General features: G+C 69.1%; 13 protein-coding genes and 2 pseudogenes. 8 read left to right on the forward strand and 7 right to left on the reverse strand.

Annotated elements, in window-relative coordinates:
- Window positions 1–20 precede the first annotated feature (20 nt).
- Window positions 21–1,688 carry a hypothetical protein gene (locus WMF20_RS01255; RefSeq protein ID WP_437609955.1) on the reverse strand — a complete coding sequence of 556 codons (1,668 nt, stop codon included), beginning with the start codon at window positions 1,686–1,688 and terminating at the stop codon, window positions 21–23.
- Window positions 1,689–1,996: 308 nt separating this feature from the next.
- A complete protein-coding gene (locus WMF20_RS01260) occupies window positions 1,997–2,959 on the reverse strand; it encodes an ATPase (RefSeq protein WP_437609957.1) in 963 nt (320 codons plus the stop codon).
- Between the two features lie 720 nt (window positions 2,960–3,679).
- On the opposite strand from WMF20_RS01260, the gene WMF20_RS01265 reads away from it, so the two are divergent.
- From WMF20_RS01265 to WMF20_RS01290, 6 genes are all read left to right on the forward strand, one after another.
- The gene (locus WMF20_RS01265) at window positions 3,680–4,714 is read left to right on the forward strand and encodes a protein phosphatase 2C domain-containing protein (protein WP_437609960.1); all 1,035 of its coding nucleotides are present in this window, start codon (window positions 3,680–3,682) and stop codon (window positions 4,712–4,714) included.
- A gap of 9 nt (window positions 4,715–4,723) precedes the next feature.
- Window positions 4,724–5,143: a type II toxin-antitoxin system VapC family toxin gene (locus WMF20_RS01270; protein ID WP_437617258.1), complete on the forward strand. Its 420-nt coding sequence runs from the start codon at window positions 4,724–4,726 to the stop codon at window positions 5,141–5,143.
- Window positions 5,144–5,278: 135 nt separating this feature from the next.
- Window positions 5,279–5,551 (forward strand): heavy metal-binding domain-containing protein, encoded by a 273-nt coding sequence (locus WMF20_RS01275; RefSeq protein WP_129572633.1) that lies wholly within the window; start codon window positions 5,279–5,281, stop codon window positions 5,549–5,551.
- Window positions 5,527–5,865 (forward strand): membrane protein insertion efficiency factor YidD, encoded by a 339-nt coding sequence (yidD, locus tag WMF20_RS01280; RefSeq protein WP_165373746.1) that lies wholly within the window; start codon window positions 5,527–5,529, stop codon window positions 5,863–5,865. Before WMF20_RS01275 ends, yidD begins: the two co-directional genes overlap by 25 nt.
- A 162-nt stretch (window positions 5,866–6,027) precedes the next feature.
- On the forward strand, window positions 6,028–6,501 hold the full coding sequence (locus tag WMF20_RS01285; protein WP_437609963.1) for a hypothetical protein: 474 nt from the start codon (window positions 6,028–6,030) through the stop codon (window positions 6,499–6,501).
- A 644-nt stretch (window positions 6,502–7,145) separates the two neighbouring features.
- Window positions 7,146–7,637 carry a hypothetical protein gene (locus WMF20_RS01290; protein ID WP_437609965.1) on the forward strand — a complete coding sequence of 164 codons (492 nt, stop codon included), beginning with the start codon at window positions 7,146–7,148 and terminating at the stop codon, window positions 7,635–7,637.
- Window positions 7,638–7,706: 69 nt separating this feature from the next.
- Here the strand turns inward: WMF20_RS01290 and pabB are convergent, their stop codons facing one another.
- The 4 genes and pseudogenes from pabB to WMF20_RS01310 form a co-directional block, all read right to left on the reverse strand.
- Window positions 7,707–9,968 carry an aminodeoxychorismate synthase component I gene (pabB, locus tag WMF20_RS01295; RefSeq protein WP_437609967.1) on the reverse strand — a complete coding sequence of 754 codons (2,262 nt, stop codon included), beginning with the start codon at window positions 9,966–9,968 and terminating at the stop codon, window positions 7,707–7,709.
- Entirely contained in the window at window positions 9,965–10,555 is a 591-nt protein-coding gene (locus WMF20_RS01300) for an anthranilate synthase component II (protein ID WP_437609970.1), read from the reverse strand. The genes pabB and WMF20_RS01300 overlap by 4 nt, the downstream gene beginning before the upstream one ends.
- Before the next feature lie 57 nt (window positions 10,556–10,612).
- The gene (locus tag WMF20_RS01305; protein ID WP_437609971.1) at window positions 10,613–14,656 is read right to left on the reverse strand and encodes an amino acid adenylation domain-containing protein; all 4,044 of its coding nucleotides are present in this window, start codon (window positions 14,654–14,656) and stop codon (window positions 10,613–10,615) included.
- Between the two features lie 1,258 nt (window positions 14,657–15,914).
- Window positions 15,915–16,046, reverse strand: a pseudogene (locus tag WMF20_RS01310) (integron integrase); the annotation flags it as partial.
- 23 nt (window positions 16,047–16,069) lie between these two features.
- Between WMF20_RS01310 and WMF20_RS01315 the strand changes: the two are divergent.
- Window positions 16,070–16,195, forward strand: a pseudogene (locus WMF20_RS01315) (VOC family protein); the annotation flags it as partial.
- Complete coding sequence (locus WMF20_RS01320) at window positions 16,185–16,580, forward strand: GFA family protein (protein ID WP_437617259.1); 396 nt, start codon at window positions 16,185–16,187, stop codon at window positions 16,578–16,580. The pseudogene WMF20_RS01315 and the gene WMF20_RS01320, both read left to right, overlap by 11 nt.
- Before the next feature lie 162 nt (window positions 16,581–16,742).
- Here WMF20_RS01320 and WMF20_RS01325 read toward each other — a convergent pair whose 3' ends face one another.
- Window positions 16,743–17,402, reverse strand: a complete 660-nt coding sequence (locus WMF20_RS01325) for a glutathione S-transferase family protein (protein ID WP_437609973.1) — start codon at window positions 17,400–17,402, stop codon at window positions 16,743–16,745.
- Between the last annotated feature and the right edge of the window lie 72 nt (window positions 17,403–17,474).

The raw sequence follows: 17,474 nt of genomic DNA on the forward strand, positions 1-17,474 counted from the left end.
CACGTCGCGCGCCGCCACGGTCACTGGGGGCGCCCTGGATCGGGCGCGTCGAACGGCCGGTAGGCCATGGAGTCGCCGGCCTGGCCACTGCCCCGGTCGTCGTCAGGCGCCGCATTGCCTGCTGGCCCGCCCTCGGCCCCCTGTCCGGCGCGGACGCTCACGCCCGGATCGATGCTCAAGGAGGCGCCCACGAACGCGACGCCGTAGGACGAGCCCCCGATGCCGCCGGCGGCGTCCCCGCCGCGGCCGCCACGGCCCCCGCCCCCGCCGCGGCATGCGTTCAACATGTCCGTTTCATGGTGAACCCCGCCGGAGCCGCCACCGCGACCGAAGCCCCCCAATTGGCCCCTTCCGCCGGCGCCCCCTTGCCCCCCGTTGCCCGCGATGATCTCGGTCACCTCGAGCGTGAGCGCGCTCCCCTGCAACGCGACGATGCCGATGCTCGAGCCGCCGTAGCCGCCACCCTTGCCTCCCTGGCCACCGCAACCGCCACTCCCGCCCGAGCCGCCGGCCGGGCCGCCTTGGGGCCCGCCCGCGCGACACCGGACCGTGTCGCTTCGCCCTTTGCTACCGCCGCCCCCGCCGCCCCCTTGGCCGACGCCGCCCCTCTTGCCGTCCTCGCCCCGGACGCCGACCCAGCCATAGGATTCCGACAGGTAGCCCGCGCCCACCGCGCCGGCAGCGCGCCCGGCATCGTCGCCGTCGGCGCCGTTCTCCCCCGGTGTGCACGCGCTGCTGCCCGCGCCCGTCCCCGCGAGGCCTCTGCCTTGCGGATTCGCCGCCGGCTCCGGCTGTCCCGGCTCCCCGTCGCCCCCCGCGTCGAGCCCGCCGTCGCCCCCGTAGCCTCCAACGGACTCGGTGCCGTCGTCGCACACGGTCACGACCGGAAGGGCACCCGTGGCGAAGTCCGCCGTGCAGGCGTGCGCGCCGTGGTTCCCCGGCTCCCCGTCCTGTGCCCGCTCGCTGGGCGCGTCCTCGCCCGGCTCCCCGTCCTTGCCGTTGCCCGCGACGATCTTGCTGTCCCGCACGGTCGCCTGGGTCCCCGCGCTCAAGATCATCGCGATCGACGACTTCCCATCGGGCGCCGAGGCGTCCGCCGCCATGGCGCGCAGGCCGAAGATCATGGAGGTCGCGTCGTCCCCCTGGATGGCCCGCAGGTCGTCCCCGTCGACGATCCGCAGCGGGATCCCCTCGGGCGGCGCGATGACGGTGGGTTGGTCCGGCCCGCCGAACGACCACACGTACGACCAGTCGCCGTCCTCGCAGTGGCGGCCGCCCCAGAGGTCGACTCCGGAAGGCAGCGCGATCGTTTCCTCAAACGTCTCGCCGCACGCGTACACGCGCCGGGTCGGCGGCTTGCGGTCGCCTCGTCCGTGCGCGGCGAGCCCGATCGCGTGTTGCAAGGTCTTCACCGGCGCGCCCTTCGTGCCAGGGTTCCTGTCGTCGCCTGACGACGCGCTGACGAACACCCCGCATGCATCCTTCGCCGGGCTCGTCGCGGGATCGCCGTCACACGGCGACGCCGCGAGCTGCGGCGGCTTCTCGCCGGGGAGCGGCGGGCACGAGAGCGTCGTCGCGCAGTCGTAGCCGTAGCACCCGGCCCCGCCCGCGGCCCCCACGGCGCACAACGCGAGGACCGCGATGCGACGAGCAACCCCCCGGCATCGGTCCTGGAGCCTACGACGCACGAGCACCCCTCCGTCTCGCCCCGGGCCACGACGGAGGAGCCTCTCCCTGTTCGGGGACCGCCACCGGAACGGCGCGGACGCCCTCGGCCGACGGCGCGGTCCCGCCGAGCGTCACCCAGACGGCCAGCGATGGCTCGGCGACACGCATGCGCGGACGGTACGTACGCGAGCCGCGGGGCGTCAACGGGGTAGAAATCGCCACAGACCGGCGCTTTGGAAGAGAAAAAGCGGTCAGATGCCGTAAGGCGTTTGTCTGTTCCTGGGTTCGGAGGCTGTGCGAGCGCGTCGAGGTGCGCGGCCTGGGGCGATCACCTCTCGTCTTCGCCCTCGCCCGGTGCGCCGTCTTCCGTCGCGCCCCCCTCCGACGCGTCGCCTTCCGGCGCGCCGTTCTCCGCGGCGGCCTCGCCATCCTCCTCTTCCTCTTCATCTCCGGTGGACGCGGCGCCGCGGGAGACGGGGAAGGGCGCATAATCCTTCATCTTGTCCGTGCCGGCATACCAGTACTCCGCGGCGGCGCGCAGCCTCCGCTCGGCGTGCACGACGAGCGTGTATGCGGCGTCGCGGAGCTTGCGCGAGCGCTGCGCCTCGGGAGAGAACGTCTTGTCGGCGAGCATGCGCGCGAGCTCGGGCGAGAGCGCGCGGAGGCGGGCCGCCGCGTCGGCCTCGCCGCGAGGCGCCTTGCGAAGGGCGTCCGCGTGCTCGGAGCAGAGCAAGAGCAGGTCGGAGACGTCCTGGACCAGATCCGCGTCGCCGCTGCCCGCGCGGATCGCCATGAGCCGCTTTTGCCCCTCGGGGCTGTTCTTGAAGCGGAGATCGAAGAAGCGGAGGAGCGTTTGCCGGTGCAGGGCGGCCTCGGCGGCCGGCCCCTTGAACATCGCGACGGCCTGCTCCTGGCGCTGCTGCACGGCTTGCCAGCGCGATTGCGTGACGCGCAGGAGCTCGATCTTGTCGCGGAGCGCGCGGATCTCCTCGCGTGTCAGCGCGGGCTCGTCGTCGGGGAAGGGGGTGCGGACGAGATCGGCCGCGTCGCGCTCGGCGGCGAGGTGGATGCGGCTCGACCAGATGACGCGCCGAGCGAGCTTGCCGGGGAAAATCACGGTGTTGTCGCCCAGCGATTTGGCCTCTCGGAGGAGCTCGGCCTCGCGGGCGGCGCTCAGCGTGTATGCTGCTGCGCCCGTCGAGGAGCGAGGCGCGCCCCGTGTCTCGCGCGACGCGCGCTTCGTTGCGGCCTTGTCGGTCCTGGACGACGTGGTGGTGGATGCCTTCGCCATGGTAAAAATACGCCTCCTTGTCGGGGCCAGCGCCCCTCGGAATGAGGGGCCGGAAGATCGGCGAGGGTATCGGCGAACAAGGCATTGGCCAGAGGAGAGCACGAGTCGGTCGCGCCGCGAAGGAGGCGCTCGGGCCGAGGGCTGGGAGAGGCGGTGTGCCGCGCATCGAATCGAGGGGGCGGCGTGCCCGGCGCCGCGGGCAGCGGGCAGCGGGCAGCGGAGGTGGTGCACGAGGGAGGAGGGAAAAGAGTTGCGCTGCAACCACACAAGGCGCGCGAGGCGACGCCGGGGCTGCACAGGAGACCCATCGGGCCTGCGCAGGAGCCAGACGATGGTGACGAAGGACCCCAACGGGGCCGCGCAGGAGGGTCGCGAGGGCCGCGCAGGGCGCGGGCTAGTGTAGCGCAGGACACCAACCGGGGGTGCGCAGGAGGGCGCCCAGGCCGCGCAGGAGGGCCTGCAGGGCTGCGCACGAGACCCACCGGGGCCGCACAGGAGGGCGCCGGGGCTCGTGCAGGACGGCCAATGGGCTGAGCAGGACGGCCGACGGCGCTGCGCAGGCGGGCGCCGGGGCTTGTCCAGGAGGGCCAATGGGCTGCGCAGGACGGCCGGCGGCCCTGCGCAGGAGGGCCGATGGCGCTGCGCAGAAGGGCGCCGGGGCTGCGCAGGAGGGCCGATGGCGCTGCGCAGGACGGCCGGCGGGGCTGCGCAGGACGGCCGATGGCGCTGCGCAGGAGCGCCAGGGCTTGTATTGTCCAGGAGGGCCGACGGGCTGCACAGGAGGACCGGCTGGCCATGGGATTGTTCGACGTCGTCATCGCCCACGCCCGCTGCCCCGGCTGTGGGCATTCCCCGGAATGGCGCATCCAGGTTCGGTACGGCCATTGCCGGCAGCACGAGTACAGGATCGGCGACCCGATCTGCTGGTTCGATCCGCCTGGACGCCCGGCGCCGCTCGACGATCACGGAGAGAACGTGGGTGGGCTCGTCGCCGTCCCCGGGCTCGTCGAAGCCGGCTGTCCGGGATGCGGCCAGGGCGACGGCGCGGTCCTTCTCTTCCGGGACAACATCGTCTCCAGCGTCGAGATCACGCGCTCGGAAGGCGGTGACGCGTGCGAGCCCATCGAGCCTCCCTCTGGCTGGATGCGCTTCTGGTCACGCCGCGTGGCAGGTAGCGCGAACGAGGACCGTCTCGAGCTCTGCTGCCGCGGCGACCGGTGGACCGTGGCCGTTGCCGACGGCGCGGGTGGGCTCGCTGGCGGCGCGGCCGCGGCCCGCACGGCGGTGAGCGCGATGGTGGCGCTCGGCGCAGAGATGGAGCTCGATGCCGACGGCTGGTGCGAGCGCCTCCGTCGGCTCGACGGCGAGCTGGAAGCGAAGCCCACGTGCGGCGAGACGACGCTCGTCGTCGTCCAGATGCGCCGAGGCGAGCTGTGGGGCGCCAGCGTGGGGGACTCGGGAGCGCTCCTCGTCGAGCCCGACAGGGTGATCGATCTGACGGCGGCGCAAAGCCGGAAGCCGTTGGTCGGCAGCGGCGCGTGCAGGCCCGCCGGCATCCGACGCCGGCCGCTCTCGGGGCGCCTCCTGGTCGCCACCGACGGCCTCCTGAAGTACGCGTCGCGCGCGACGATCAGCGCGCTCGCGCGCACCGGCGACGTGCAGACGGCGGTGGAAGCGCTCATCCAGGCGGTGACCCTTCCGTCCGGCAACCTGCAGGACGATGTCGCGGTGGTCCTCGGCGAGCACGTCGGCTAACCGGCCGCTCTGCCGCCGCCGCTTCGCGGCGCGGCAGAGCGGCAGGCCGTCAGCGAGCAACAGCTCGACACACACTGCTGGCTCTGGCTCGTCGCCGACCCCGAGAGGATCAGGCGCGACGTCGTGGAGATGCTCGTCGCAGAAGGTACTGACGTCTACATCTCGGCTGCGACAGCATGGGAAATCGTCATCAAGCACGCGCTCGGAGAGCTCTCCCTTCCCATCCCGCCCGCCGAATACATTCCCTCTCGCATGGCCGCCCTCGGTCACCTTTCCCTGCCCATCGAGCAGCGGCACTCCCTCCAGGTCGCCGGACTTCCCCCGCATCACAATGATCCATTGGACCGGACCCTGGTCGCGCAGGCCCAGGGCGATCGTTCATCGAGATGTTTCGTGAGAACCCGAACCTCGCACCACGAACTAGCCTAGCCTATGACGATCTGCGGCGCGAGTTTGCTCTAGACATGCCAGGCATGAGTATGATATCACATATTCGGTCCTTAAATCCAATGAGGAGCGACGCTATGGACTCGAATCGCGTCGCTTTCGGGAGGAGATGGTAGCATGTTGATGTGTTCCGGCGGGGTGACGCAATCATATCAGGTATTGAAAATGGTGTTTGGGTTCGCCAGCGTGGTCGATGGTTGCGGCGGGACGCTCAACACGCAAGGTGCGTATCACGCCGCTCTCCAACGTCTTGAGGAGAGCGCCACCGCAATCGGTGCCCACGGTGTCCTGTTCATTGGATTTCAGAATCGGGTGGCGAGCGCTCAGGGATGTACCGGACCGAAGCAGGCATTCGAGGTGTTCGCATGGGGAACAGCGGTAACGTTCTGAGTGTCATCGACCGACTGCTGGGCCTTCTCGCGGTGGTTGCGATCCGCGGTTACAAGATTTTCTTGTCCAGGTGGACTGGACGGCACTGTCTGTTCAATCCGACTTGCTCGACCCGTTCCATGGGTTTCTTTCGTGAACTGGGTTATGTCGCCGGTCTCGCCGCTACGAAGCGCCATCTTGAAGATTGCTGCGGCGAATACTCCATTCGACTGGAGGCGGATGGCGGCATTAGTCTGATCGCGAAATCCGGTAAGTCTTTCCCGCAACACGAGCTGGCGGCTCACGTCACCGCGCGCTTGCCGCGCGTCACGTGACGCTATCTGCTCTTAGCATGCAAGTCGGGCATGCCGGCGCGGCTTGGCGCCTACATGTCGCTGCCCAACAAGCCGCTGCAGCGGACGGCGCTCCGCGCTGCCGCTGATCGACCGTCTCGTCAGCGAGACGTACGCCGCCCACTTCGAGCCAGTCTACCTCCTATGCCGCCCTCGAAGCCATACTCCATCGCGCGCGCCGAGCTCATCGCAGAGCAGGTAGGCAGGTTCGCGACCCAGCACGTCCACCAGCTGGCGGGACATCATGCAAATCTTGCGTTCTGGATCGCCGAAGCGGCGGCGGCGGTCCGAACCATTGACGAGTATCAGCAACGCTTTCGACAGCTCCGCGACGCTCAGGTCGCGTGGGTGCGGCAGCACGACACGAAGATCACGAGATACTGCCCGGTCTGCCGCGGCGCATGTGAATTCGGTCCGCAGACCCCGGACCGTCCGCATCGTGTCCCATCAGAAGATCTCGCCGCCGCACGTGAGGCCGTTCGAAACGCGGTCCGGCAGTTTCTCGTTCGGCTCTATCACGCGGGATTCGTCTCCGAAGCGGAGGTCCGCCGGTCGGCTGACCTCGTCGGCGCCTCGATCGAGCCGGAGGACCTGGAGCGAGGTGACGAAGCTCGTTGACCTGGCATTGCACGGCCGGAGCGGCGCGGGACGCCGGGGGCGACCTCGACGTCGCTAGGGATCGGCGACACTTCGCGTTCGAGGAGGTGCCGGCGCCTCCCGCCGGCGCGCCCCGCTGACGGGGCGGCCCCGATGCCGGGTGGTGGGCGGAGCTCGGGGTGCTCGACCGGTCACCCCCAGGGCCGCCCAGGGCCGCCGCTGTACCCAGGCCTGTGGACCTACCGGCTTCCACCGACGCGGTTCGCTGGGCGAGCTCGAATCCAGCTCTTCAGGAAACCGGCGCATCTCCACGGCGACGCCGTCCTCGCCCGTGATCATGGCGCCCCCCTTGGACGCCGCGCCGCACACGCCGAGCCCGCCCCTGCGGCCGGCGCCTCCGCCGCCGCCCTGGCCCGGCGTGCCCCGGCCGCCGTCGCCGGCACCGTCCGCTCCCCAGCCGGCCTCGCCGATGCGCCCGATTCCCTGGCCGGGTACGCCGACGGTGCCTCGCGCGCAGCAAATTCCGCAGTCGCCGTCCGTGCAGCCCACGTCGGCCACGTCCCCGCCTGGAGGCGCTGCGTCCGCCGCGGCTGCGACGCCCGGCTGCTGACCTGACACGCCGGATCCTTGCGGTGGCCCGCCCGCAGGGAGGACAATCGGGTGCGATGGTGACCACCTCGTCGTCGGTGAAGGTCGAGCTGCTGGAGCGGACGGACGTGTACGTGGTGGCGACCTGGCGGCGGCTCATGCTGCTCATCTGGCGCGGGCAGGAGAGCGTCGCCGGCGTCGAGCGTTCCCGGGCGCTCTTCCGGGCCTGGGCGGAGCGCCTGCCGGGAGGGGCAGCGTTCCTGATCGTGGTCCCCCGCCAGCGCACCGGGCCGCCCGACGAGGAGACCCGGGCGGCGATGCAGCGGGCGGCGAGCGCTCCCGGGGGGCACATGAAGGGCATCGCCACGCTCGTCGAGGCCGAGGGGTTCATCGCCGCCTCGGTCCGCGCCATCATGATGCGGCTGCAGCCCCACGGGACGCAGGGGCCCGCGCCGAACATCTTCCGGACGCCGGCCGAGGTCGCGGCCTGGGCGGCGGCGGTGCTGCAGGATCGGGAGGTCACGCCAGAGGAGCTGGCGGAGGCGATCCGCGTGGCGCGCGAGGCCTGAGCGCGCGCCCGCCGCCCGATCGCCCTCGAGCCGGCCCGGTGTGCCCGGGCCGCCCCGTGTCACCAGCCGTCAGGCGCTGTCGAACACGGCTCCGTTGATCTTGTCGCAGAGCGCCGCGTCGTAGCCGAGCTTCGCGTCGTGGAGGCTCACCGCGGGGACCGCGCCCATCAACGAGTTCGTCAAGAACACGTGGTCCGCAGCCATCAGATCCTCCACCGTGAGGCGCCGGTCCTCGACGGCGAAGCCCCACTGCGGCAGGAGCCGCCGGACCTCGGCCGCCATGGTGCCCGGCAACGCGTGCGCCGACGTGGGGAAGCACGCGGTATCGCCGAACACGCAGCACACGCTCGCGGTGTTCGTCTCCGACACGGAGCGATCCGCGTTGAGGATCAACGCTTCGTCCCCCCCGTGGCGCTTGGCCCAATCCCCGGCCAGCTTGTAGTACATGTAATTGAGGGTCTTGTGGCCGGCGAGGTGCGTGTGCCGGCAGTGCGGATACACCCGGAGGGACAGCCCAGGCCGCGAGCTCAGGACGGGGCGCGGCGAATAGGCCTTGGCGCTCGCGAAGAGCACGGGGGACGGCCGCGCGCCGCCGGGCTTGCCCGCGGCCGCCACGAGCTTCACCACGGCGACCGCGCTCGACAGCCCGTTCCTCTGGATGAGCTGGGCGATGACGTCGGCCCAGGTGACATCCGGCGGCGCGGACTGGAAGAACTCCCGCCAGGCGAGCTCGAAGCGTTGCAAATGGGCCTGGAGCAGGATCGGGCGGCCCGCTTGCACTCGCAAGGTCTCGAAGAAGCCGAAGCCATACGCCAGCCCTTCGCAGTCGAGCGGCACCGAAGCGGTCGCGCCGAATTTGAAGGCTCCGTCCTGCCAGACCGTGCTCGCGCTCCGCTCGTCGCCGCCCGTCGGAGCCAGGGCGCTCATCAGCGTGCGCCCCTTGTGGAGCGTCTCTTCGAACTCGCTCGCTGGATCCGAGTCGAAGACGATGCCACCACCGACGGAGAACACGACCCTGCCGCCCGTGAACGTCGCGGTCCGGATCGCGATGGATAGATCCATCGTACCGTCGAACCCGACGTAGCCGATGCTGCCCGTGTAGATGTGCCTGCGGACCGGCTCGAGCTCGTCGATGATCTCCATCGCCCGGATCTTCGGGCAGCCCGTGATCGAGCCGCCCGGGAAGGTCGCGCGGAGCAGATCGACGGCATCCATGCCGGGATCGAGCTCGCCCTTCACGATCGAGACGAGGTGATGGACGTTCTGATAGGCCTCGAGGCGCTTGTGCTCGAGCACGCGCACCGACCCCGGGCGGCAGACCTTGCCGATGTCGTTGCGGAGCAGGTCGACGATCATCGACAGCTCGGCGTCTTCCTTCGCGCTCTCCTGCAGCTCGGTCCGCAGGGCATCATCCTCGGCCGGAGTCTCCCCGCGAGGCCGTGTGCCTTTGATGGGCCGCGTCTCCACGCTGCCGTTCCTGAGCTCGATGAACCGCTCGGGAGAGGTCGAGACGATCTGGTGGTCTCCGGCGTTGATGTACGCGAAGAAGGGAGCCGGATTGACCGCATACATCCTGGCGAAGCAGTCGAAGGGGTCCCCGGCGAACGGCGCCTGGAAGCGCTGGGACATGTTCACTTGGTATACGTCGCCGTCGACGATGTACCTGCGGATCGCCTCGACCGCCGAGAGGTACTCCTCCCGCGAGACGATCGAAGCACATTTGCCGCTCGCTCGCGGCGCCCGCTCGCGGAGCGCCGCCGCCGGCGCGCTGAGCGCCTCCTTGAAGCGCGCCACGTCCTGGCGAAACGCAGCGTCGTCACCTTGCAAGCGCATCGCCAGGAGCGTCGTCGCTCCCGAGACCCGGTCGTGGATCACGAGGATGGCCGGCGCCACGAGGTGCATCAGCGGCAACCCGAGATCGTCGATGCTCGTCCTCGGCAGCTGTTCCAGGCAGTCCTTCAGATCGTACGCGAAGTAGCCGAGGAGCCCGCTGGACAGCGGCAGCGGCGCTCCCAGCTCCGGCAGGCTGCAGTGCTGCAGCAGGCGGCGCAGCGCGGTGAATGGGTCCTCGTCGAGCTCGACGCGATGGTCGCCGTCGGCGAGCGTGGTCCGCGCGCGGTGACCGCTCAGCGAGAGCCAGGGATAGACGCCGAGGATGTGGTGACGGGCGGAGTCGAGCTCCCCGCCGCTCATCAGCGCCACGGTGCCGGGCAGATGCGCGAAGCGGCGCACCACGTCCACGAACGGCTCCTCCAGGTCGAGGGGCTCGGAATGCACCGCCGTCACTCTCCGGAGCCAGGGCATGCTGACGTCGACCGCAGCTGTGCTCATGATAACGCTCCTTTCAGCGGACCCGAGCGCAGGAAGTTCTCGACCAGCGTGAACCCGTGCTGGGTGAGGAAGCTCTCGGGGTGGAACTGGACGCCGAAAAGCGGATGGCGAACATGCTGGATCGCCATCGGCACACCGTCCGCGGACCGGGCGTTGACCCTCAGGTCCTCGCTGATGTCCGTGATGGCGAGCGAATGGTAGCGCGCTACCGTGAACGGTCGGGGGACGCCTTCGAAGAGACCCGTCCCGTCGTGATGTACGGCGCTCGTCTTGCCGTGCATCGGCACGGGCGCGTGCACCGTGCTGCCGCCGAACGCTTCGTTCATGCACTGCATGCCGAGGCACACCCCCAGGATGGGGAGCTCGCCCTGGTAGCGACGGATGAGCTCGGTCGAGATCCCGGCGGCGCTCGGGCTCTTGGGACCAGGGCTCACGAGGACGTAGTCGGGCCGCTGGCGCGCGACGTCTTCTACCGAGAGCGCGTCGGCGCGGAACACCGAGATGTCCAGGTCGTAGCTGCGGAACATCTGCACGAGGTTGAAGGTGAAGGAGTCGTAGTTGTCGATGACGAGAAGCTTGGCAGGCATGCTCTAGCCTCGTGTTTTCGTTGAGAGAGGGCGCCGCCCTTCCCCTCGGCGCGGCCGCTACAACATCGTGAGCCCACCATCGACCGGCAGGTACGAGCCGGTCATGAACCGCGACAGGTCGCTCGCCAAGAAGAGCACGGCGCCCGCCATGTCCTCCGGCAAGCCGTTGCGGCGCAGCGGGGACTTGGAGGCGATCGCCTCCTTGACCGCGGGCGCCATCGGCATGGCCGCGTCCGTCAACGTGAGCCCGGGCGCGACCGTGTTGACGCGAACGCCAGAAGGACCCAGCTCGGCGGCGAGCGCGCGCACGAAGGCGTCGACCGCGGCCTTGGCCGTGCTCTGCGCGAGGAACCCCTCATTGCTGCGCCTGGAGAGGCTGCTCGAGACCGCCACGATGCTGCCGCTCTTGCGCCGGAGCATCTCCGGGACGACCGCCTGGCACGGGTAGAACACCGCCTTGAGCTCATCGCTGACCTTCCGCTCGAGATCGGCAAAGTCGTACTCGACGAAGGGGCGATGACGAAAGTTGATATGCGCGTTCGCCACCAGGACGTCGATGCGCTCGAAGCGCTGGTGGACCGCCTTCACGAGGTTTGCCACGTCGCCGGCGTGCGTCACGTCTGCCCCGAAGACCTCGGCGGTCCCGCCCTCCGCCTCGATCTGCTCCTTGACGCGCCGAGCCTGCGCTTCGCTGTCCCGGTAGTTGATGGCGACCCTCGCGCCGTGCTCCGCGAGCAGCATCGCGGTGGCGAGCCCGATACCACGGCTGCCGCCGGTGACCAGCGCCACCTTGTCGTGGAGCAGCCCCGAGCCCGCCCGCGTCTTCGGCGCTCGTCGAGCCGTGGAGGAGGGCTGCGCCCTTCGCTCGCCGGGCGGCCGGCGCGCGATCTGGCGGTCGATCGCGGCGGCCATCGCGTCGAGCTTGGGCGAATCGAAGAGCTCCGACACACCGAGCTCGACTTCGAATACGTCCTTGATCCTCGCCAGGACGCGCATGGCAGAGAGCGAGTGCCCACCGATGCCGAAGAAGTGCGTTCGGCGACCGATGCGCGCGGCGGGCACGTTCACGACGAGGGACCAGATGCCGGCGAGCGCGCGCTCGGTCGGGCTCGCCGGAGGCTCGTACGGGTCGCTCTGTTGCAGCTCGCCCCGCGCCTCGAGGAGCGCGCGGCGATTCAGCTTGCCGTTCGGCAGCTGCGGCATCGCGTCGAGCAGGACGAACGCGTCCGGCACCATGTACGCCGGTAGCCTGTCTTGCAGGAACGCGCGCAGCTCCGTGATCTGCACGGCGCTGCCGGGCGCGCTGGTGTAGAACGCGATCAGCCGATCGCCGTTGCCCACGACCGCCCGGGCCCGGATGCCTTCGAAGTCACCGAGCACCTTCTCCACCTGGCGCACGTCGACGCGAAAGCCCCGCACCTTGACCTGAAAGTCCCAGCGACCGATGTAGTCGAGCGTGCCGTCCGGCAGGTGTCTGACGACGTCGCCCGTGTTGTAGAGGCGATCGCTCGGTCCAGCGCCGAACGGGTTGGCCACGAAGCGCTCGGCGGTCAGGGCATCGAGGCCGTGGTACCCCTCGGGCAAGCTGACCGAGGCGACGTGCAGCTCCCCGGGGACGCCTTCGGGCACCAGCCTGCCCTGGCGATCGAGCACGTAGACCTTCGTATTGGCGATCGGCGTGCCGATCGGGACGAAATCCCGCTGACCGTCGAAGCTCGACGTATCGTAGTAGCAGATGTCGTTGAGCTCGGTGCAGCCATAGTTGTTGAGCAGGCGCGCGCTCGGGAACACCTCGCGGAAAGCGAGCACCAGGGCCTTCGGCAGCGGCTCGCCGGCGGTGATGCATATCTTGAGCGCCGGCAAGCGCCGCCCGCTCGATTGCAGCTGCTCGATGACGCTCGCGAGGTGCGAGGGCCCGATGTTGAGGCGGCTGACGTGGTGCTCGGCCAGCGCGGCGACGAAGGCCGCCGCGTCTCGAACCGTGTCGTTGCCGATGAACACCTGCGGGCACCCGTTGAGCAGGCCCGCGAACAGCTCCTTGACCGCGACCGCAAAGACGAACGTCGTCTTCTGGGCGACGACCTCACCTGCCTCGAACGGCAGCCAAGCTTCGAGGGAGCTCAGCCAGTTGTCGAGCTGGCGATGGGGCACCCGGACGCCCTTGGGCTTGCCCGTGGACCCCGACGTGTACATGACATAGGCGAGCGCCTCGGGCTCCGCGCGCGGCTCCGGCGGCGTATCCGGGTACTTCGACCCGGCGTTCCAGACCTGTTCGAGCCTGAGGCACCGAGAGTCGTCGAGCTCGAGCAGGGCCTTTTGCTGGTCGCCGCAAACGACGGCGCTCGGGCGCGCGTCATCGAGGATTTGCCGCACGTAGGACTTCGGGTACGCCGGGTCGATCGGCACGTACGCCGCCCCCGCCTTCCAGATACCGAGCAGGGTCGCGAGCAGCTCGCCGCTGCGATCCAGACACACGGCGACCAGATCCCCCCGCGCGACGCCCCGCGCCGCGAGCGCGTGCGCCACCTGGTTCGCGTGCCGCGCGACCTCGAGGTAGCTCCAGGCGCCCCGCTCGTCCCAGCACGCCACCGCGCCCGGCGAGCGCTCGACCTGCGCGTCGAAGCGCTGGACGAAGGACCAGGCTGGAGCTGGGGTCACCGGCGCTCGGTTGTACTGCTCGAGCAGCTTCTGAACGTCGGAGTCGCGCAGCAGAGGCAGCTCGAGCACGCGCCGACCCGCGTCGCTGAACATGCCTTCCAGCACCCGCTGATGCTGAGCGAGCAAGCGCTCGATGGCCTCGCGGTCGTACAGATCGGAGGCGTACACCACCTCCACCGCGAGCTCGTCCGCCCCCCCCGAGTACGACAGCTCGATCTCGCATCGCGCAGGGACGTGCTCTCTCGCGAGCAGCTTCCGGACTGCGTCGTCGCCCTCGTCGGGATCGGGGTAAGCGTGGAACTCCACGTCGCCCGGCAGCGGCGCGCCCAGCGAGGTCTCAGGGAAATTTTGATGCCTCATGACGATGGGCACCAGCGGGTTTGCGCTGCCGCGACGCGCGACGTCGGTCGCCTGCAGGATCCGCTCGAAGGGCACGGCGTGCTCGAACGCGGTCAGCACCTGCGCGCGCACCGCCTCGAGCAGCGCGCCGACGCTGCTCTGTTCGTCGATGTGCAGCCGGAGCGGCAAGATATTGATGAAGAACCCGATCAAGGGCTCGAACTCGACATCCGTTCGGTTGGACGTCGTGGTGCCGATGCAGAGGTCGTCCCTGTTCGTATACCGGCTGAGCGTGACGCCGAGCGCCGCGAGCAACGACATGAAGATCGTGCAGCCGTGCCGGCGAGACAGGCGATCGAGGTTCTGCGCGAACTCGCTCGAATAGCGGTGCACGAAGGTCTCGCTCCTCGTGCCGGATTTCGCCTGCCGCGTATGCGTCGTGGGGAGCTCGAGGCTGTCCTCGTAGCCCTCGAGCGTTCGACGCCAATGGTCGAGGCGAGCGGACATGTCCGAGGCCCGCTGCAAGCTTGCGTAGTCCCTGTACTGCACGGTCAGCGGCGGCAAAGCCGGCCGCTCCGCGCGGCAGAACGCGGCGTAAGCGCTCTGAAGCTCCCCCAGAAAGATGGCTTTCAGCGACCAGGCATCCGCCGCGATGTGGTGCACGTTGAACAGGAGCAGGTGCCGGTCCCCCGACAAGCGCAGCAGGCTCACGATGAAGATCGGACCCCGGAGGAGGTCGAAGCGATGTTCGAGATGTCGCTCGAGGTGCTCCAGCATCCGAGCGCGGTCGACGGCGATGACCGGCAGGCGCACGCGCGCCGGCGGCGCGACGAACTGCACGGGGTCTCCCTCTTCCGTCTGCCCGTAGTAGGTGCGCAAGCTCTCGTGACGGGCGACGATTTCGCTCAAGCTCTGCTCCAGCGCAGAGACATCGAGGTCGCCTCGGACGAGCAGCAGGAGGGGCAGGTTGTAGCTCGTGTTCTCTGGACTGCGCTGGTGGTGGATCCACAGTCGCTCTTGAAACAAGGACAGCGGGCTGCCCTCGTCGCCCGGCGCCGGCGGCGCCTGCAGTTCATCCGCCGCCGCCGCTGGTGACGCTGCCATGGCCGAGGGTGACGTCACGACGGGTTGCGAGCTCGCCGCCTCCTGGCGAACGATGCCTCCCTCGTCGTGCACGAGCCCCGAACGACTCGTGACGTGAACATACGAACCCTCATCGACAGCCATACCGGTTCCTCCAGGGAGTGGAATGTTCAAATGCAACGGCGATTCGCAAACCCTTGGTGATGACTGGGCTACATTTGCGCAAAGCTAAACCCTGACTTGGGACCGCCTCTTCCAGCACGCGGTCGCTCGGAGGGGCACTCACAGCTCGGCAGGTCGCCGAGGCCGGTCAATCGCCGCAGCTCCTTCTCAAGTGCACCAAGAACGGTCGATCATGCGCGTTCGGGCGTGCACCGCATCGTTCATTCCCGCAAGTGAGCACAAGGACCTTACCACGATCTGGCTTTGGTCGGAAGAGTTTGGTGTGTTCGCGAACACGAGACCAGGCTGATGGTGGTAGCGTGGACGTAGTGATGACGGCGGAGCGTGTCAACGGATTTGAAACAGCGGGAACATGAATTCCAGAGGGAAGCAGCTTACCGTCTCGAGAAAATGGCGCGGCGCGCTGAGGTGCGGAAGGCATCGGTGCAGACGGTGGCTCCGGACTCGGAGGCGCTGTCGACGTCCAAACGAACGTGTTGTTTCGTGGAAGTTTCTGATAGAGATGGAAATGGCAATCTGATCCTAGTCACCCGGTCAGTAGAACAGGCCTTGCCTTCAGTCGCACACGGTCACCTTGGCGTGCAGCGCGGCGAGGGCGATGCTCGGGGAGCCGTTCTCGCTCCCTTGCCGCCTCGGCCACCGCAGCCGCCGGTCCCGCCCGAGCCTCCCCCGGCGCCCCCCTTGGACGCCGCGCCGCACACGCCGGGCCCGCCCCTGCGGCCGCCGTCTCCGCGGCCGCCCTGGCGCGGCGTGCCCCGGTCGCCGTCGGCGGCCCAGTCCGCTTCGCAGCCGGCCTCGCCGATGCACCCGATGCCCTGGCCGGGGGCGCCGACGGCGCCTCGCGCACCGTAGATCCCGTGGTCGCCGTCCGTGCAGCCCACGTCGGCCACGTCCCCGCGTCCTCGCCGTCGGTCGTTGCTGGGGTCCGGCGTCGGGGTCGGCTCGCCGTCGTGCCCGTCCGCCGCGGCCCGCACGGTCCTGGGCCGGTCTCCTTGACAAGGCGGGGCACCCTTCGGATACGCTATCTCTCCACGATGCGTGAGGGCGGCACGAGGGGCGGGATCGGCGTTCGAGGCGCTCCACGCGGAAGCCGCGGTCAGCGGTCGAGAGGGCTGATCACGCCGAGAGCGCCGCGGTCGAGGATGTGGGTGTAGAACATCGTGCTTCGCACCTCCTTGTGGCCGAGCCATGTCTGTGTCGTCCGGATGCGGGTGCCCGCCTCGCGCAGGCCCACGCGCTTCAGGAGACCTCATGTTTGACCACGTCGTATTCGGAGTCAGCGACTATGCGGCGAGCAAGGCGTTCTTCCTGAAGGCGCTCGAGCCGCTCGGCGTCGTCAGGCGACGCAATCCACCCGAGCACCATGATGAGAAATCGCCTCGCGAGCTGCAGCTGCGGCGAGTTGTCGGCCGAAGTCGAAGGCGAGCCGATCCGCGTGTCCGTCTGTCACTGCCTGGCCTGCCAGCGAAGGACCGGAAGTGTCTTTGGCGCCCAGGCCAGGTTCAGGCGCGAGGACGTGAAGGTGAAGGGTCACGGGAAGGACTTCGTTCGAATCGGAGACGAAGGGACGAAGAGCACCTTCACGTTCTGTCCTGAATGTGGCGCCACCGTCTATTACACGATGGCCGGGCACGAGGACATGATCGCCATCCCGGTGGGAGCCTTCGCGGACCCGGCCTTCCCCGGTCCAACGTTCTCGGTCTATGAAGAGCGAATGCACGGCTGGGTGGTCATGCCGCAAGACATCGAGCACATGCGCTAGAGCACCGATCAGCTTGAAACGCCCGAGAATGAAGAGATTCGAACCACAGAGCCACAGAGGGCACAGAGGGGAGAGAAGAAATAGGAATTTTAAATTCTCTTCACTCTGTGCCCTCTGCGCCTCTGTGGTTCATTCTCTCGGGGTTTCAACCCGTTCGGTGTCCTAACGGACGTCGTCGACGCTCACGCCGAGTCGCTCGGCGTAGAGGCCAAGGGTGCGCTGCCACGCCGGGCGGGCCTGACACCGCTCGTAGTAGGCCTTGAGCCTCGGGAAGGGATCCATCAGGTCGGTCTTGCGGATGCTGCGCAGGACGCCGGCCATCATGATGTCGGCCGCCGTGAAGTCGGCGCCGGCGATCCACTCGCGGTCCTCGAGGCGGCGCTCGACGTCGCCGAGCCAGCGGCGGGCGAGCTTGGGCACCTCCGTGTGGAGCTTGGGTGCGGCCTTGCCGCTGTCGAATATCCCGATCACGTCGAGGCACACCAGGGTCGGCTCGACGGTGCTGACCGCGGCGAAGCACCACTGGACGACGCGGGTGCGGCCCTGGACGTCGCCCGGGATCAGCTTGCCGGACTTCTCCGCCAGGTAGAGCACCACCGCGGCAGATTCGGCCACCACGAAGCCGTCGTCGTCGATGACCGGCGCCTGGCGGAAGGGGCTGATGCGGCCGTAGGCGTCGCTGTCGAGCTCGCCGGCGGTGTGGTCGAGCGCGTGGACTCGATACGGCAGCCCGGTCTCCTCGAGCGCCCACTGCGCCCGGAGGTCTTTCGTCTCGCCGATCCCCTCGGGGAAAATTCTTCCGAAGCCATAGAGCGTGATCATGTCGTTCTCCGATCGGTGGCCGGATCCACCGGCGCGCGCCGGAGCGTGCCATGCCGTGGACGGCGGCGCGAG

Origin of the sequence: Sorangium sp. So ce834, assembly GCF_051521425.1 — a bacterium.
Classification (GTDB): domain Bacteria; phylum Myxococcota_A; class Polyangia; order Polyangiales; family Polyangiaceae; genus Sorangium; species Sorangium cellulosum_D.

Coding starts and splice junctions, on each gene's coding strand:
- WMF20_RS01260 (WP_437609957.1), bottom strand. CDS start 2,959: ATGGCGAAGGCATCCACCACCACGTCGTCCAGGACCGACAAGGCCGCA.
- WMF20_RS01265 (WP_437609960.1), top strand. CDS start 3,680: ATGGCGCTGCGCAGGAGCGCCAGGGCTTGTATTGTCCAGGAGGGCCGA.
- WMF20_RS01275 (WP_129572633.1), top strand. CDS start 5,279: ATGTTGATGTGTTCCGGCGGGGTGACGCAATCATATCAGGTATTGAAA.
- yidD (WP_165373746.1), top strand. CDS start 5,527: ATGGGGAACAGCGGTAACGTTCTGAGTGTCATCGACCGACTGCTGGGC.
- WMF20_RS01285 (WP_437609963.1), top strand. CDS start 6,028: ATGCCGCCCTCGAAGCCATACTCCATCGCGCGCGCCGAGCTCATCGCA.
- WMF20_RS01290 (WP_437609965.1), top strand. CDS start 7,146: ATGGTGACCACCTCGTCGTCGGTGAAGGTCGAGCTGCTGGAGCGGACG.
- pabB (WP_437609967.1), bottom strand. CDS start 9,968: ATGAGCACAGCTGCGGTCGACGTCAGCATGCCCTGGCTCCGGAGAGTG.
- WMF20_RS01300 (WP_437609970.1), bottom strand. CDS start 10,555: ATGCCTGCCAAGCTTCTCGTCATCGACAACTACGACTCCTTCACCTTC.
- WMF20_RS01305 (WP_437609971.1), bottom strand. CDS start 14,656: ATGGCAGCGTCACCAGCGGCGGCGGCGGATGAACTGCAGGCGCCGCCG.
- WMF20_RS01320 (WP_437617259.1), top strand. CDS start 16,185: ATGAGAAATCGCCTCGCGAGCTGCAGCTGCGGCGAGTTGTCGGCCGAA.
- WMF20_RS01325 (WP_437609973.1), bottom strand. CDS start 17,402: ATGATCACGCTCTATGGCTTCGGAAGAATTTTCCCCGAGGGGATCGGC.